At 64.2% G+C, this 14,241-nt stretch carries 14 protein-coding genes; 3 read left to right on the forward strand and 11 right to left on the reverse strand.

Going from position 1 to position 14,241, the window contains the following annotated elements:
• Positions 1 to 359 precede the first annotated feature (359 nt).
• The gene (locus LT988_RS13045; RefSeq protein WP_232406008.1) at positions 360 to 1,793 is read right to left on the reverse strand and encodes an FAD-dependent oxidoreductase; all 1,434 of its coding nucleotides are present in this window, start codon (positions 1,791 to 1,793) and stop codon (positions 360 to 362) included.
• A 353-nt stretch (positions 1,794 to 2,146) separates the two neighbouring features.
• On the opposite strand from LT988_RS13045, the gene LT988_RS13050 reads away from it, so the two are divergent.
• Positions 2,147 to 3,070: a DNA ligase gene (locus LT988_RS13050; protein ID WP_269752042.1), complete on the forward strand. Its 924-nt coding sequence runs from the start codon at positions 2,147 to 2,149 to the stop codon at positions 3,068 to 3,070.
• Between the two features lie 37 nt (positions 3,071 to 3,107).
• Here LT988_RS13050 and LT988_RS13055 read toward each other — a convergent pair whose 3' ends face one another.
• From LT988_RS13055 to LT988_RS13075, 5 genes are all read right to left on the reverse strand, one after another.
• A complete protein-coding gene (locus LT988_RS13055; protein ID WP_232406010.1) occupies positions 3,108 to 3,410 on the reverse strand; it encodes a DUF3240 family protein in 303 nt (100 codons plus the stop codon).
• A 51-nt stretch (positions 3,411 to 3,461) separates the two neighbouring features.
• A complete protein-coding gene (locus LT988_RS13060; protein ID WP_232406011.1) occupies positions 3,462 to 3,860 on the reverse strand; it encodes a hypothetical protein in 399 nt (132 codons plus the stop codon).
• A gap of 82 nt (positions 3,861 to 3,942) precedes the next feature.
• Entirely contained in the window at positions 3,943 to 7,029 is a 3,087-nt protein-coding gene (locus LT988_RS13065; RefSeq protein WP_232406012.1) for an efflux RND transporter permease subunit, read from the reverse strand.
• A complete protein-coding gene (locus tag LT988_RS13070; protein ID WP_232406013.1) occupies positions 7,029 to 8,117 on the reverse strand; it encodes an efflux RND transporter periplasmic adaptor subunit in 1,089 nt (362 codons plus the stop codon). The genes LT988_RS13065 and LT988_RS13070 overlap by 1 nt, the downstream gene beginning before the upstream one ends.
• 206 nt (positions 8,118 to 8,323) lie before the next feature.
• Positions 8,324 to 9,541: a TolC family protein gene (locus LT988_RS13075; protein WP_232406014.1), complete on the reverse strand. Its 1,218-nt coding sequence runs from the start codon at positions 9,539 to 9,541 to the stop codon at positions 8,324 to 8,326.
• A 109-nt stretch (positions 9,542 to 9,650) separates the two neighbouring features.
• Between LT988_RS13075 and LT988_RS13080 the strand changes: the two genes are divergently transcribed.
• Positions 9,651 to 9,905 carry a toxin-antitoxin system HicB family antitoxin gene (locus LT988_RS13080; protein ID WP_269752145.1) on the forward strand — a complete coding sequence of 85 codons (255 nt, stop codon included), beginning with the start codon at positions 9,651 to 9,653 and terminating at the stop codon, positions 9,903 to 9,905.
• Positions 9,906 to 10,220: 315 nt separating this feature from the next.
• On the forward strand, positions 10,221 to 10,472 hold the full coding sequence (locus LT988_RS13085; RefSeq protein WP_232406015.1) for a type II toxin-antitoxin system HicA family toxin: 252 nt from the start codon (positions 10,221 to 10,223) through the stop codon (positions 10,470 to 10,472).
• A 290-nt stretch (positions 10,473 to 10,762) separates the two neighbouring features.
• Here LT988_RS13085 and LT988_RS13090 read toward each other — a convergent pair whose 3' ends face one another.
• From LT988_RS13090 to LT988_RS13110, 5 genes are all read right to left on the reverse strand, one after another.
• Positions 10,763 to 12,097: a sensor histidine kinase gene (locus LT988_RS13090; RefSeq protein ID WP_232406016.1), complete on the reverse strand. Its 1,335-nt coding sequence runs from the start codon at positions 12,095 to 12,097 to the stop codon at positions 10,763 to 10,765.
• The gene (locus LT988_RS13095; protein WP_232406017.1) at positions 12,094 to 12,756 is read right to left on the reverse strand and encodes a response regulator transcription factor; all 663 of its coding nucleotides are present in this window, start codon (positions 12,754 to 12,756) and stop codon (positions 12,094 to 12,096) included. Before LT988_RS13095 ends, LT988_RS13090 begins: the two co-directional genes overlap by 4 nt.
• A 197-nt stretch (positions 12,757 to 12,953) precedes the next feature.
• Positions 12,954 to 13,256 carry a PepSY domain-containing protein gene (locus tag LT988_RS13100; protein ID WP_232406018.1) on the reverse strand — a complete coding sequence of 101 codons (303 nt, stop codon included), beginning with the start codon at positions 13,254 to 13,256 and terminating at the stop codon, positions 12,954 to 12,956.
• A gap of 250 nt (positions 13,257 to 13,506) precedes the next feature.
• Entirely contained in the window at positions 13,507 to 13,878 is a 372-nt protein-coding gene (locus LT988_RS13105; protein ID WP_232406019.1) for a helix-turn-helix domain-containing protein, read from the reverse strand.
• An 8-nt stretch (positions 13,879 to 13,886) separates the two neighbouring features.
• The gene (locus LT988_RS13110) at positions 13,887 to 14,198 is read right to left on the reverse strand and encodes a type II toxin-antitoxin system HigB family toxin (protein WP_232406020.1); all 312 of its coding nucleotides are present in this window, start codon (positions 14,196 to 14,198) and stop codon (positions 13,887 to 13,889) included.
• Between the last annotated feature and the right edge of the window lie 43 nt (positions 14,199 to 14,241).

Here is a 14,241-nt window from a genome sequence, read left to right on the forward strand (position 1 = left end):
ATGTTTTGGGATGGGGCTCGCGGTTGCGCGAGCCCATGGGCTCGGTGTTGACGCGGTTTAGGATACTTTTTCGAAAGGATTGTCCTGGCTCGGCTCTAAGGCGCCGCCCGGATACCGGGCCTTGATGATAGACCGGCCGTAGGGTGGACGCGTCGGAGCGAAGTCCACCGAGGTCTGCGCAGGCGTTGGTGGACTGCGGTGCGCTTACCCCTACAGTGCTTGCCGACCAGAAAGTGCGTCGCTTGTAATCCTTTCCTCGCTTTTAGCCTCTGAATCGCGTCCTGCTGAAACGCTTCAGGTTATGCCGAGGGTGAAACTCCCCTCAAGCAAAGCATAAGCCCCCGAGGACGCGATTCATTTTAGACCGCCTCGGCTAGCGCCACCGCATCCGATTCAGTCTCCACGGCCGCCGCTGCGTCACCCTGCCCGCGCGTATCCTCGTAACCCATCAGAAGCTCGCTGGCCAAGCCCTGCTCGTCGATTCGGGCGCCTAAATAGGCGGCAATCGAGCGCATGTCGGTCTCGCCGCTGCCCAGACAACTTGTACCGCCGGGCGAAGGGGTCATGTTGAAAATGAGTCCGCTCCCGTTGGTGATCTTGGCCTCGCCCATGCGCAGCTTGCCGGAGGTCTTGTCGATCAACTGGGGTCGCAGCCCGCCGAAGCGCTCGGCATAGCTGATGTCGGCCGCCTTGATCGAGGGAACGATCTTGCGGATCTCGCGCACGAAGAAATGGCGATTCAGGCCCGGTACCTCGTAGAGGAGGTTGCGCAGGATGTAGTGGCGGATATCGCGCTCCTTGAGCATAGCCCAAAAGGCCGCGGCAACGCGTCGATCGAACCTCAGGACCTTGAAGAACTCCGGGATGCTGTCGCGGTTGTACCGCTCGAGCATCGGCAGCATGAAGGCGGTCGGTCCGAAGCGGGTCTTGCCGCTTTCCTTGATGTCGTGGTCGCCGTGGACCGCGGCGAACGGTAGGCTCGGATTCTGAACTGTGTAGACCTTGCCGTGCAGCGCCTCGGGGGCGAAATAGAAGGACCCGGCGACCGGCATGCAGGAGTAGTCCAACCCGAGCCCCATCTCCTGCGCCATCAAGAGCGAGTGTCCACCCGCGCAGACAACGAGTGCCCGCGCCTTCAACAACCCCCGGTTGGTCTCCAAGACGTAGTCCTGGCCATCGCGGCGGATCTTGTCGACCTTGGTCGAGAACAACTGGGTGATCTGCTTAGACGTCTGTCGGTCCAGCCGCACGCAATCCGCCGAGAAGGATTGAGCCAGGGCTTGGAAGTCGACGGCACAATAATCATCCCGTGTGCCCGTGGCGACGATCTCCTCCTTGCGCCAAGTGCCGTCCACAAGGGCGACGTTGGGCTCGATATCGGCGATGTCTTTACGCTCGAGCAGCTCCATGCGCGGGTACAACTCCTTAAAGCGCTCGTAGCGATCACGGATGTAGCGACATTCGGTCTCGCCGACGCCCAGCACCATCTTCGGCATTCGGTGGATGATGCGATCGCGATCGCGCTGGGCTAGCTTGGTCGCGTAGTTGATGACCATGTAGGCGGTGCGCTTGATGGCGCGCGCCTTCTCCAGGGTGTAGTTGGTCTCGATGTCGCCGCAGTGGATGGTTTGACTGTTGTTGTGCGCGTGCGAGTTGACCGTTGCGATGCTGTCGTATTTTTCGACCAGGCAGAGGCGGTTCAGGTCGGTGAATTTCGCCAGCTGATAGAGGAGTGCGGTACCGGTGACGCCGGCACCGACGATGAGGACGTCGTAGTGAGTCGAAGCAGTCATGGTCTTGTGGTCCTGACAAGCGGCCGTAAGGCCGAGCGCTCGGGTCAAATGTCCAGAGGTCGTCGGGACGATTTTTGTGCAGCGCAACAATACCGTCACGTTAGCCCATGTCCGCACAGGAAAGAATGCAGCAGGACGGATTTAATGTATTGAGTAGAACAATCGGATTTGGTTGGAGGGCCAAGCGCACGACGGTTCAGGGCGGCGTGATGTAGGGCCTGAGTGGTCCGTTGACACCTATGGCGCAGCAGCCATGCTGCGGCGGTTTAATGATCTTCTCGTGTACGTCGATTTTGTGTCGACGCCTAATTGAGCTACAGTGTTGCCATCGAGAAATCAACGGAACGTGATCGATGCCGCACAGGTCCAGTCTTCGATCAGGACTCCCCCTGCTTCTTCTCGGCCTGCTATCCGGCCCGGCTGCCGCAACGCCCGAGGGAGCGATCGCTGCCGGGGATGTGTCGGCGACCCCGCTCGCCCCCGCGAGCACGTCGTCGACACGGCCGGTGCCCGCTCTGGCACTTGGGGAGGTCTATCGCCCCGGCATCGATCTCGAGGGTTACCTGGTCAGCGAGAAACTCGACGGCGTGCGCGGCTACTGGGACGGCCGCCGTTTCATCACGCGCGGCGGCATGCCCATCACGGCGCCCGCTTGGTTCACGACCGATTTTCCCGCGGTTGCACTCGACGGAGAGCTCTGGATGGGCCGCGGCACCTTTGCCCTCCTGTCGGGCACGGTCCGACGATCCGAGCCGGACGAAGACGCATGGCGTCGAGTCCGCTACATGGTGTTCGACCTGCCGGGCCACCCGGGCGATTTCGAGACCCGCCTGAAGGTGCTGCGCGGGCTGGTCGCAGCCTCGCCGAGTCCCTTCCTCGATCTGGTCGAGCAGACCCGCGTTGCCGATCACGACGCCTTGATGGCAGCCTTGAATCAAGTCGTCGTCGCGGGCGGCGAGGGCTTGATCTTGCATCGGCGGGATTCCCTCTACCGCATCGGACGCTCCGCGGATCTACTCAAGGTCAAACCCTATCTGGAGGGCGACGCCCGGGTGGTCGCCTATGTCCCCGGTCAAGGGCGACATGAAGGACGCTTGGGATCACTCGTGGTCGAGGAAGCGGATGGCACCCGATTTCGGCTCGGCACCGGTTTCAGCGATGTCGAGCGCGACGACCCGCCGCCCTTAGGCAGCGTCGTCAACTTCAAATATCACGGGCGGACGACAAACGGACTGCCGCGTTTCGCGAGCTTTCTGCGTCGGGTCGAGGCCTTTTAAGCCGCCGATACCCAACCACCGAAAAGGCTGTCGCGGATCAGATCAATCGCCCCTGCTCGATGGCGGGCACCAGCCAATAATGGATACCGCTGGCCCCGAAATCCTGACTCAAGCCGGCGAGGACCGCTTGAGCGGTTTCCTCGGGGAGCAGCAACATGAACATGACCCGACGACTGCGACCGGCGACCTGCTCGGCGGTGGTCATGGAACGCTCGGACGAACCGTGTCCGGCAACCGCGCTGCTGGTGAAACCGGGGATGTCCTCGCGCTCCAATAGCCACTCCACGAGCGCGTCTTCCGCCTGTAAAGGGACAATCAGATGGAGTAGATGGTGTGGCATGTCTCGGTCTCCGATCGGGTCATGAAATCGCGTCGGTGCGCCTGGCGGCGCTCAGTTCCCGTCCATGGTCTTACCGACCCGGTGCGCGACCTCGATCGTCGCCGTCTCTTTCGGCACCTCCGGGAGCAAGGTGCTGAAGCTGGCCTTCTGCGGATTGGTCCGTGTCGGTGAATAGTGCACCATGTAGGTGTCTTTCTGAGCGAGCACCGCGCCGGCGTCGTCGAGCAGCCGGATCTCCACATGACCGAGTATTCGCCCGGAGTGCGGATGACGCTTTGCGACCCAACCCTTCACCTCGAGCCCTTCGGGCGAGACTCGGTAGGTGACCTCGGTCGGGATCACCGATGTCGTGTCGTCGATGAGCAGCTTCAGCTCGGCCGCATGACTCGGGATCAAGGCCGTGGCCGTGAGCAACACCGCGGCCAAAGCGTTCAAGGTTGATTTCGACATGCGTGTTGCCCTCCGTAAGGTCGTGAGTCCCTGGTGTCGGGCATCGCCCCATTTCGAGACAATGGCCGTCGCCCTCGGCTGATTAGATCCGTTCCGCACCGAAACGTCGGTAGAGGATCGGCAACAGGATGAGCGTGAGCAGGGTGGCCGAGACCAAGCCGCCGATGACCACGATCGCCAGCGGGCGCTGGATCTCGGATCCGGGTCCGGTCGCGAAGAGCAGCGGTACCAGTCCGAAGGCGGCGATGCTCGCGGTCATGAGCACCGGTCGCAGGCGTCGTCTTGCCCCTTCGACGACCACCTCCTGCATGGGTCGGCCGAGTGCACGCAGTTGATTGAAGTAGGTGACCATCACCACGCCGTTCAGTACCGCGATGCCGAGCAGGGCGATAAAACCGACCGAGGCGGGCACCGAGAGATATTCACCGGTGAGCGCCAGGGCGAAGACGCCGCCGATCATGGCGAAGGGCACGTTCGAGAGCACCAACACGGCCTGCTTCACCGAGCCGAAGGTCGAGAAGAGCACCAGGAAGATCAGCACCAGCGCCACCGGCACCACTAAGGCTAGGCGCGCCGCGGCGCGCTGCTGGTTCTCGAACTCGCCGCCCCATTCCAGCCAATAGCCGGGCGGCAGCTCGACGTTCTCGGCGACCGCTGCACGCGCCTCGGCGACGAAGCCCACCAGGTCGCGGCCGTCGACGTTCGCGATAGCGACCGCCATGCGGCTGCCGCGCTCGCGTCCGATCGCGACCGGTCCCTCCATGCGCTCAATTCGCACCAGGTTGTTCAGCGGCACGGCGCGCCCGTCGGGCAAGGACACCTGGAGTCCGGCGAAGCGCGAGGGCGACTCGCGCAGCGCCTCGGGACCACGTACCAGCAACGGGCGGCGTTTGCCCTCGACATCCAGAGTCCCGACCGTCAGTCCCTCGACCTGGGCGCGAAGCAGATCGGCCAAGGCGTCCGCGTCCACCCCCAGTCGCCCGGCCTCCAGACGGTCGACCACCAGATTCAGGTATTGGGCGCCGTCGTTGCGGGGGGTATAGACGTCCTGCGCACCGGCGATGCCCTCCAGAACGCCCACGATCTGCTCGGCGAGCCCGTTGAGTCGCTTGGAGTCGGGGCCGAAGATCTTCACGGCGAGATCGCCGCGCACCCCCGTCAACATCTCTGAGACCCGCATCTCGATCGGTTGCGTGAAGGCGTAGTCCATGCCCGGGAAGCGGTCCAGCACCGTGCGGATGGCATCCATGAGCTCGTCCTTGGTCTGGAAGCGCCAGGTATCATGCGGCTTGAGGACCAGGAAGCTGTCGGTCTGGTTGAGCCCCATCGGGTCGAGGCCCAGCTCGTCGGAGCCGGTGCGGGCGATGATCGACTCGACCTCGGGCACCTCGGCGAGGATGGCCGCCTGGACGCGTTGGTCGATGGCGATGGACTCGGCCAGGTTGATCGAGGGCAGCTTCTCCAATTGGACGATCAGGTCACCCTCGTCCATGGTCGGCATGAAGGACTTGCCGACCTGGGTATAGAGGGCGCCCGCGGCGACCAGCAAGGCCAGCGCTCCGCCCAGCAGGACCCACTGATGGCGAAGGCTCCAGTCGAGCACCGGCACATAGATGCGGGTGAGGATGCGCACCAGCCAGGGCTCGGCGTGCTCGCCCTCGCCGTGTGCGGCGCCTTTGCCCAACAGATACGAGGCCAGTACCGGGATGACCGTGAGCGAGAGCAGCAACGAGCTGGCCAAGGCGAAGACGATGGTCAGCGCCACCGGCATGAACAGCTTGCCCTCGAGTCCCTGCAGCGTCAGCAAGGGCAGGAAGACGATGATGATGACCAGGATGCCGGACGAGACCGGCAGCGCCACCTCGCGCGTGGCGCGATACAGGATGTGCAGGCGCGGCAGTCGTCCGCCCGCACTGCCTCGATTGAGCTGAGTGACGAGGTTTTCGACGACCACGACCGCCGCGTCGACCAGCATGCCGATGGCGATGGCCAACCCGCCCAGCGACATGAGATTTGCCGACAACCCGAACTGATGCATGAGGATGAAGGTTGCCAGAGCCGAGAGGGGCAGAATGAGGGCAACCGTCAGGGCCGCGCGCAGGTCGCCGAGGAAAAGCACCAGGAGGATCAGGACGAGGACCGTCGCCTCGACCAGAGCCTTGGTGACGGTATGGACCGCCTTGTCGACCAGGACTCCGCGATCGTAGAAGACGTCGATGCTCACACCCTCCGGCAGCGCCGGCGCCAGCTCGTCGAGTTTGGCATGGATGCCCCGAACGACCTCCCGCGCATTGGCCCCGCGCAGCGCCAGGACCAGACCCTCGACCGCCTCGCCGGTGCCGTTTCGCGTGACCGCGCCGTAACGGGTCAGTGCACCGAAACGCACCTCGGCAACATCGGCGACCCTGACCGGCTGACGTGAATCGCCCCCCACCACGATGGCGGCGAGATCATCCAGTGTCTTGATGGCCCCTTCGCTGCGGACCAACAGGACCTCCTCGCCCGCGCTCAGGCGTCCGGCGCCGTCGTTGCGGTTGTTCGCCGTGATCGCCGTGGTCAGATCCGCGAGTCGGACGCCCCGTGCGGCCATCCGTGCATTGTCCGGCACCACCTCGAAGGTGGTGACCAGACCGCCGAGCGCGTTGACGTCGGCCACTCCGGGTACGGCACGCAAGGCCGGGCGGATGGTCCAGTCGAGCAGGTCGCGACGCGCCTCCAGGCTCAGATCCCCGCCCTCGATGCTGAACATGAACATCTCGCCAAGCGGCGTGGTCATGGGCGCAAGCCCTCCTTCCACCCCCTCCGGCAGATCGGCCCAAATGCCGCCCAGGCGTTCGGCAACCTGCTGACGCGCCCAGTAGATATCCGTGCCCTCGGCGAAATCCAGGGTGATGTCGGTCAGGGCATACTTGGCGATGGAGCGCAGCATCGTCTGGTGCGGGATGCCGAGCATCTCCAGCTCGATCCGATTGGTGATGCGCGTCTCGACCTCTTCCGGTGTCATCCCGGGCGCCTTCACGATGATCTTCACCTGCGTGGTCGAGACATCCGGGAAGGCGTCGATCGGGGTGGACTTAAAGGCCATCCAGCCGCCGCCGATGAGCGCCATCATGGCCAGCAGCACGAGAAGCCGCTGGGTCAGCGCGAACTGGATCAGACGGGCGAGCATTATTCGGCGCCCCCGAGCCAGGCCGCCTTGACAGCCACGACACCCGTGACGGCGATGCGATCGGTCGCTGTCAGGTCACCCGCGACGACGGCACTGCCTTCCTCCTCGGCGAGCACGCGCACCGGGAGCGCCTCGAAGCCGTCGCCCCGGCTGACGAACACATAGGCGTTACCGGCATGGCGGACCACCGCCTCCGTCGGAACCCGCCAACTCTCGCCTTCAGCCTCGGCGCTCAATTGCACCTCGACGAATTGGCCCGGACGCAGACGCTCGATCCCCTCGCTGATTTCGGCGCGCACCAGCACGCCCTGGTCCTGATCATGGACCATCCGCCCGATGGTCACGACGGTCCCGGCGGTGCCCTCTCGGGGCAGGAGGACCCGCCCGCCTTCCTGTAGGCCGACAATGCGCTCTACGGGCACATGGATCTCGAGCCACAAGGGATTGAGCTCGGCCACACGATAGAGCGGCGAGGCGGTCGCGACCGACTGACCCGTGCTCACCATCTGCTCCAAGACCACGCCGCGGATGGGCGCGCGCACCGGGAGCCGACTGGTGAGCCGACGTGTACGCGCAAGGGTCATGATGTCCTCGCTGCTGAAACCGGCCAGCTCGAGCAGCTGAAGACGTTGCTCGACAAGCGTCGTCAGCTCGCGCTGTTTGGACTGGCTCTCGAGCAGACGTCGCTCGGCGATAATGCCTTCGCCAAACAGCGTGCGATCTCGCGCCAGCTCGCTTTCGATCAGCTCAAGCCGGGTCAGTGATTCCAGATACTGACTCTGGGCGTCCACCAGCTCGGGACTGCGCAACTCGGCCAACACCTGTCCGACCTCGACCCGCTCGCCCTCGGCGACCAGGAGACTCTCCAGCACGCCGCTCTGGGGTGCGGCGACGACGCGCATCTGCCGGTTCGGGACCGTCACCTCGGCCGGGTACCGGCGCGTCAGGGTCTCGGCGGCCGGGAGCGGGGTAGTCAGGGTGATGCCGAACGCGCGCTGCTGGTCGGCGTCGACGGCGATGAGGCTCGCGGCGGAGACGGTGCCGCCCTGCGCCAGTAACGCAAGGAGCACACACAGGGTTGGCGTCACGCGGAGCCGACCGCTTCCAGCCTCCGGCGCCCGGCCCCGCGCCCTCTGCGTCCTGCTGTTTTCGGCAAGCCGGATGGCGCGTCGACCCTGCCGGGACCCGACCTCGGACCCGACAAAGCAGGTCAACCCTGCAGCCGGAGGCTGGCGGCCGGGTGCCGGCGGCTGCTTCTGCCCCAGTCCTGCGGTGGCAACACGACGGATCAGGCTCATTCCGGGATCACTCCTAAGGCTTGATTGAGCCGGGCCAAGGCACGGCCTTGCTCCAGGCGACGCAGCTCCAAATCCATGCTCGCGATGCGAGCACGCTCCTCGGCACGCAGCAGTTCGGCGAGATCGGTCTCGCCGAGGTCGAAGGCGCGGCGCATCAGACGCAGTGCGTCCTGTGCGAGCGCGTGTCGGCGCTCGGCGACGCCCAATGCCTCGGCCGCGCCGAGACGTTCGACCTCGGCAGTGGTCAGGGTATGCTCGGCCTCGAGCCGGACACGATGCAGCTCGGTGATCCGCTCGGTGTAGGTCCGCTCGGCCGACGCCAGGGCAGGTGCCGATTGACTGGCCAGACCGAAGGGGAGGCTGACTTCGATCTGCAAGGAGTCCAGGGCGTCCTCGCCCCGCATCGCCTGAGCGCGCTTGCCGCCGAGGCTCAGGATCGGATGACCGCGCCGATCCACCCCGACCTGCTTGCGCTCGGCGCGCGCCCGGGCCAAAGCCCCGTCACTGTCGACCAGCAACGGATGGTCGGGCGGCAGCTCGGGTGCCGGCGAGGCTGGGGGCGGGGACTCGGCGAGGGATTCGGGTAAACGTTCTTCGCCTGTCAGGTGCCGATAGGTTTCGAGTGCTTGTCTGGACTCGATCTGCGCGGACTGAAGATCGACTTCGCGTCCGAGGGTCTCCTGGCGGGCCGTCAAGAGATCGACCCGAGCGAGCTCACCGGCATTCGTGCGCTTGGCGACCGTTGCCTCCAAGGCGCGCGCGGTCTCCAGCGCGATCTCGGCCTGGCGCAACCGGCCCTCGGCGAAGGCCAGCTCCCAAGCGGCTTGCCGGACCCGCCCGGCCATTTCCCAGCGCAGCAGGCGCTCGAGCGCCCCGGCTTGACTGCCGATTGCACCGGCCACGTCTTGACGGGCGCCGCGCTGACCCGGTAACCAAAGCGGAAGATCGACCATCGCCTCCCATTCGGTCGCTCCGCCACCCTCGGTCAATTGATCGGACAGGTATTTCACCCGAAGCGCCGGATCTTGAGCGACGAGACTCCCCGCCTGCGTGCGGATCGCATCCGCCTCTCGACGCGTGGCGGTCACCCGTGGGGTCTGCTCGGCCAGCGTCAACGCGGCATCGATCGTTTCGGCGAGCGTCGCCGCCGAGGCGCTGCCCGCATCGGCCAGAAGCAGACCGATCAACGGAATGATGAGGAGAGTACGGGACATGGCTCCGATCGCGACCTGCGTGAGGTGGGCACGAGGGAGAGTCTAGGGGGTCAAACTGAATCGGTGCTGAATCCGAAGGGATGTAATCACGTTCGAGGGTGAGACCTACCTGAAGGTCGAGCAGCCCGATCGCGGATTGAAAGGCATGATGCCGCTGCGCCTGACACCCGAGGTTCATCGTCGCGCCTCTGCGCGAGCCGAGGCTCAACCTTCAATTGACTGCCGGCCGAACTTAGCGTGCGGTGACAGGCAACGAACCACGACGTCACCCTCCCGGCGGGAACTTGCGGCACGTCGACAAGAGCAGTTGCAGCGCGTCCACCGAATGGCGAAACTCCCAACCGACCAACTGAGATCGGCTTGAGACCTTTTGTCAGGTAGCCCATGAGCTCCTCTTCGCGGAAAAGCGACAAGGACTCCGGACGTAACTCACGAAGAAATGCCTCGATCCGGCGCGCGTAATACGGGCGCATCATATTGGGTACAGCGCTTGGCGCGAGCGGATCGAGAGAGCGATCCCAATGGGGTGGCGCCCCGTCCTCGCGGCGCTTGTGGGGGGCGATGGGCGCGGGCATGGTTGAAGATATAACGGCAGGGGCGAACTTCACGCTAACACCCAAACATCCTCTTGAAGCCGAGCACCCGGATGGCCCGTGTCAGTCTAGGTCAGACGTCGCCCGTGCCAACCTATAAACACCTTGAACTCACGAAAAAAACAGGCGAATCGATGCCTCAGGAAATTCGTGACCTCTTGGCGGCCCCCAGGGATGCAGGCTTCGAAGAGATCCTGGGCGCAGGCAAAGGCTCCCACCGAAAACTTGTCCATCCAAGGTATACAGGTGCGGTAACCGGAAGCGGCAAGACCGGTGACGACGCAAAACGCTACCAAGAAAAGCAGGTTGCGCGGGCAATCGACATGGTGAGCAAATGAAAGATTTCGACAAATGCCACAAATGGGTGGAGTGGAGTGATGAGAATCAAGTGTACATTGGAAAGTGCCCTGATCTGATTACCGGCATACATGGTGACGATCCCATCGCTCTCTATGGTGAGCTTTGTGACGTCGTGCAGGATGTCGTAAAGCATTTCAAAGCGGAGGGTCGAGCACTCCCGCCGCCACGGGTTCGTCCGATGAGCGAGGCTGCGTAGTTAGATCGTCCGAGAGCAGCGAGCGAAGCTCCGTTTGTTGGAAAAACCTGGGATCGTCGCGCCGTCGATGCCTCATTCGCTCACCGGCAATCTGACCTGCGCGCACAAGCCGCCGAGCGCGGACGAGCGACCAAAGGCGATGTGCCCCCGATAGCTCTCGACGATCTCCTTGGCGATCGCCAGGCCGAGTCCGTGACCGCTGATCTCCTCGTCGAGACGTACGCCCCGACCGGTGATGTCGGCGATCTCGGTGTCGGAGCAGCCGGGACCGTCGTCCTCGACCTTGAAGACCAATTCTTGCCCGTCCTGCCACAGGCTGCACCGAACCCGCCTGTCGGCCCACTTGCACGCATTGTCGAGTAGGTTGCCGAGCAGCTCCAGCATGTCCTCGCGGTCGGCATCGAGCGGGCCGGAGGTGCGGATGTCGAGCTGGATGTCGAGAACCTTGGGAGCGTGGATGCGGCCGAGGAGCCGGGTGAGGGTCGGAAGCTCCTCGTCGGGATCGAAGCGCAGTCCGGCCCCGCCGACGCCCGCGAGGCGCGCGCGCTTGAGCTGGCGCTCGGCGAGACGGTGCAGACGCTCGACCTGCTCGATCAGCGCCTCGCGTGCGGGTGCATCGACCGAGAGAGCCGGGTCATGAAGTTGTTGTCGCAATAGACCGAGCGGACCCTTGATCGCATGTGACAGGTTACCGGCCGCGGTACGCGAGCGCTCGAGGCGTTGAGCGAAGAGCAGCAGCAGTCGGTTGAGCTTGCGCACCAGGGGGAGAATCTCGCTCGGCACCTGCTCGGTGAGCGCGACGGTCTCGCCGGACTCCAGGCGTCCGATGTCGCGGTAGACGGGGATCAGGGTCGCGAAGGCCCGTCGCACGACGAAGCGCTGCACGAGCAGCATCAGGATCAGCCCTCCGACAGCGAGCGCGGCGAACAGCCGCTCGTAGTGCACCAGGGCATGATCGAGCGGCGTGACATCCTCGGCCACGGCAAGCGAGAAGTCGGCCCCTTCCAACCGATAGCCGCCCCCGAGTACCAGCAGTCGTTGCCGGTCCGGGCCGAGGGTGCGCCAATATTCCGACATGCCCGGTCCGAGCGGCCGACCGGCGAGATCCTGATCCCAGAGCGAACGCGACCGGATGCGTTGCCCGTCGTGCGTCTCGATCACGAAATAGTGCCCGGAGTAAGGCTGATGATAGACCGGCGTCAGCCGCTGTTGCCCCAGGTCGAGTCGCCCGTCGGCTGTCCGGGATAGGGCACCGACAAGCCCCTCGGCATCGTGCGCCAGTCTCGACAGGACGAAGGCGTCGGCGGTGCGATGCAGGGCGGCATGACCGACCCACCAGACCGCCCCGATCAGGATGACCAGGCTGGCGGCCAAGCCGAGCTGCAGACGACCTTCCAGCGATCTCATCGGCGCGGGAAGAGGTAGCCTTGACCGCGTAGAGTCTGGATGCGGTCCTTGCCGATCTTCTCGCGTAGACGGCGCACATAGACCTCGATCAGATTGCTGCCCCGGTCAGCTTCCAGGTCGTAAACGTGATCGATGATACGGGTTTTGGAGAGGATTCGGTCGGGATTGAGCATCAGATAGCGGAGGAGCCGAAATTCGGTTCCGGTCAGCTCCCGAACGCTGCCGTCGGCAAGAACGACGCGCTGCAGGTCCTCGTCGAGACAGAGTCCACCGACCTCGATGCCGCTGCGCAGATTGCCGGCCGCGCGTCGTGTCAGGGCATTCAGGCGCGCGATCAGCTCTTCCATATGAAAGGGTTTGCCGAGATAGTCATCGGCCCCGGCCTTGAGTCCGTCGACGCGCTCGTGCCAGGCGTCGCGCGCGGTGAGCACGAGAACAGGTGTCGTCACACCGCGCACACGCCAATTGCGCAGCACCGTCAATCCGGGCCGCCCCGGGAGCCCGAGATCCAGAACGATGGCGTCGTAGGGCTCGCCGGCGCCGAGCGCCTCGCCCGTGACCCCGTCGGCGGCGTGATCCAGGACAAAGCCGGCGGCCTTGAGCGCCTTTTGCAGCTCGGCCGCGAGGGCGACGTCATCCTCGACCAGCAGCAGGCGCATTAAATCGCGTCCCGACTGACATGCGGCGTTTGCCTAGCTCTCCACCTCCGGAGCGACAGGAGATCCTTGGAGTCGACGCGATTTAAGATAAAAGAATTCAATATCCTGAACCGCGTCTGCTGCGGCGTCTGTTGGTGATCGAAAACTCGCCTAAGGATACAGGAGCGCATGGCGTGCCCGACGCGGTTCAGCGCGGTTCAGTGCTTGAGCACTTCGCCCGTGGCGGCGTCGAGCTCGAGCTTGTGGACCGTCCCGTCGGCGGCCAGGATCTTGATCTCGTAGAGATAGGCGCCGTCCCCGCGCTCGAGCTCGGCCTCGACGAGCTGACCGGGCTGCACGGTCTGGGCGCTGGCCATCACCTCGCTCATCGGCAGGATCTGCCCGGCCTCGCGCAGTTGCTTGATCTCGTCGTGGTCGAGCCGATCACCGGCGATGGCACCACCCGTGACCCACAGGAGTCCAACCGAGACGGCGAGGGTCGTTAGCCGTGGTCTCTGCATGCGCCTGGTCCCCTTGGGTCGGATGAGTAGCCTTTGTGGCTCGTCTTCCCTGCGAGTCAGAGCGAGCCGACTTGGCCGAGGGCGACCCATGTGTCGCCTTCGCCCCGAATGCAGTCTCGTTCCCGAACCTGAATTGGCGCTGAACCGGATTTCAAAGCGAGCGCGGAGGAGAACGCGGGTGGGTGGTGTGTCCACGCTTCGGCGATCCAAGGTTACTCTGGGGTTATGCGATTTGCCGCTGCGTTGACGATCACCTGGTCACCGTTTCTGCGATCAGTACCTCCGCGGGAATACCGAGGTGCCGGTGCAGCCTGCGAATCATGGGCAGCGTCAACGGCCGTTTGCGATTGAGGATTTCGTAGACCCGGTTGCTCTTGCCGATGAAGGGTTCCAGGTCTTTGACGGACAGGCCACTCTGCTCCATCCGAAACTTGATGGCCTCGACCGGGTCGGGAGGATCGATGGGGGCGTGCTTGGCTTCGTATGTCTGAACGAGCGTTGCCAAGATGTCCAGTCGATCGCCCTCGGGAGTGCCCCAATCCGGATCAGCCTCCATGAGAGCCGAGATTTCGTCGAGGGTGGCTTTGTAATCGGCTTCGGTGTGAATCGGGCGAATGTCCATGGTGTGCTCTAGGTCGATGAGGTGCTGTCAACCGTTTCCGCGTCCACGGCATCGTATTCCTTGTGAGTGCCGATGAACTTCACGTAGACGATCTGTAGCTTATAGGCAATGGCCACGATCAGCCGGTAGTCATTGCCCTTGATATTGAAGACGACGCGACGGTTCTTAAGGATACTTGCGCTACGATACAGCGCCTTGATGTCGGATGGCTGCGTCCAAGAGGCATTGGCGGCTTCCTCGAACCAAGCCCTCAGCGGCTGCTCGGCATCTGGATGCCGCTGCCAGAAGGCGCGGAGCGTGGAGACGGCAATGACTCGCATGCAGGGCAGAATAGTCCCGGAATGGGACTAATGCAATCGATGA

It is taken from the genome of Thiocapsa bogorovii (genome assembly GCF_021228795.1).
Classification (GTDB): Bacteria; Pseudomonadota; Gammaproteobacteria; order Chromatiales; family Chromatiaceae; genus Thiocapsa; species Thiocapsa bogorovii.

Coding starts and splice junctions, on each gene's coding strand:
- LT988_RS13045 (WP_232406008.1), bottom strand. CDS start 1,793: ATGACTGCTTCGACTCACTACGACGTCCTCATCGTCGGTGCCGGCGTC.
- LT988_RS13050 (WP_269752042.1), top strand. CDS start 2,147: ATGCCGCACAGGTCCAGTCTTCGATCAGGACTCCCCCTGCTTCTTCTC.
- LT988_RS13055 (WP_232406010.1), bottom strand. CDS start 3,410: ATGCCACACCATCTACTCCATCTGATTGTCCCTTTACAGGCGGAAGAC.
- LT988_RS13060 (WP_232406011.1), bottom strand. CDS start 3,860: ATGTCGAAATCAACCTTGAACGCTTTGGCCGCGGTGTTGCTCACGGCC.
- LT988_RS13065 (WP_232406012.1), bottom strand. CDS start 7,029: ATGCTCGCCCGTCTGATCCAGTTCGCGCTGACCCAGCGGCTTCTCGTG.
- LT988_RS13075 (WP_232406014.1), bottom strand. CDS start 9,541: ATGTCCCGTACTCTCCTCATCATTCCGTTGATCGGTCTGCTTCTGGCC.
- LT988_RS13090 (WP_232406016.1), bottom strand. CDS start 12,097: ATGAGATCGCTGGAAGGTCGTCTGCAGCTCGGCTTGGCCGCCAGCCTG.
- LT988_RS13095 (WP_232406017.1), bottom strand. CDS start 12,756: ATGCGCCTGCTGCTGGTCGAGGATGACGTCGCCCTCGCGGCCGAGCTG.
- LT988_RS13100 (WP_232406018.1), bottom strand. CDS start 13,256: ATGCAGAGACCACGGCTAACGACCCTCGCCGTCTCGGTTGGACTCCTG.
- LT988_RS13105 (WP_232406019.1), bottom strand. CDS start 13,878: ATGGACATTCGCCCGATTCACACCGAAGCCGATTACAAAGCCACCCTC.
- LT988_RS13110 (WP_232406020.1), bottom strand. CDS start 14,198: ATGCGAGTCATTGCCGTCTCCACGCTCCGCGCCTTCTGGCAGCGGCAT.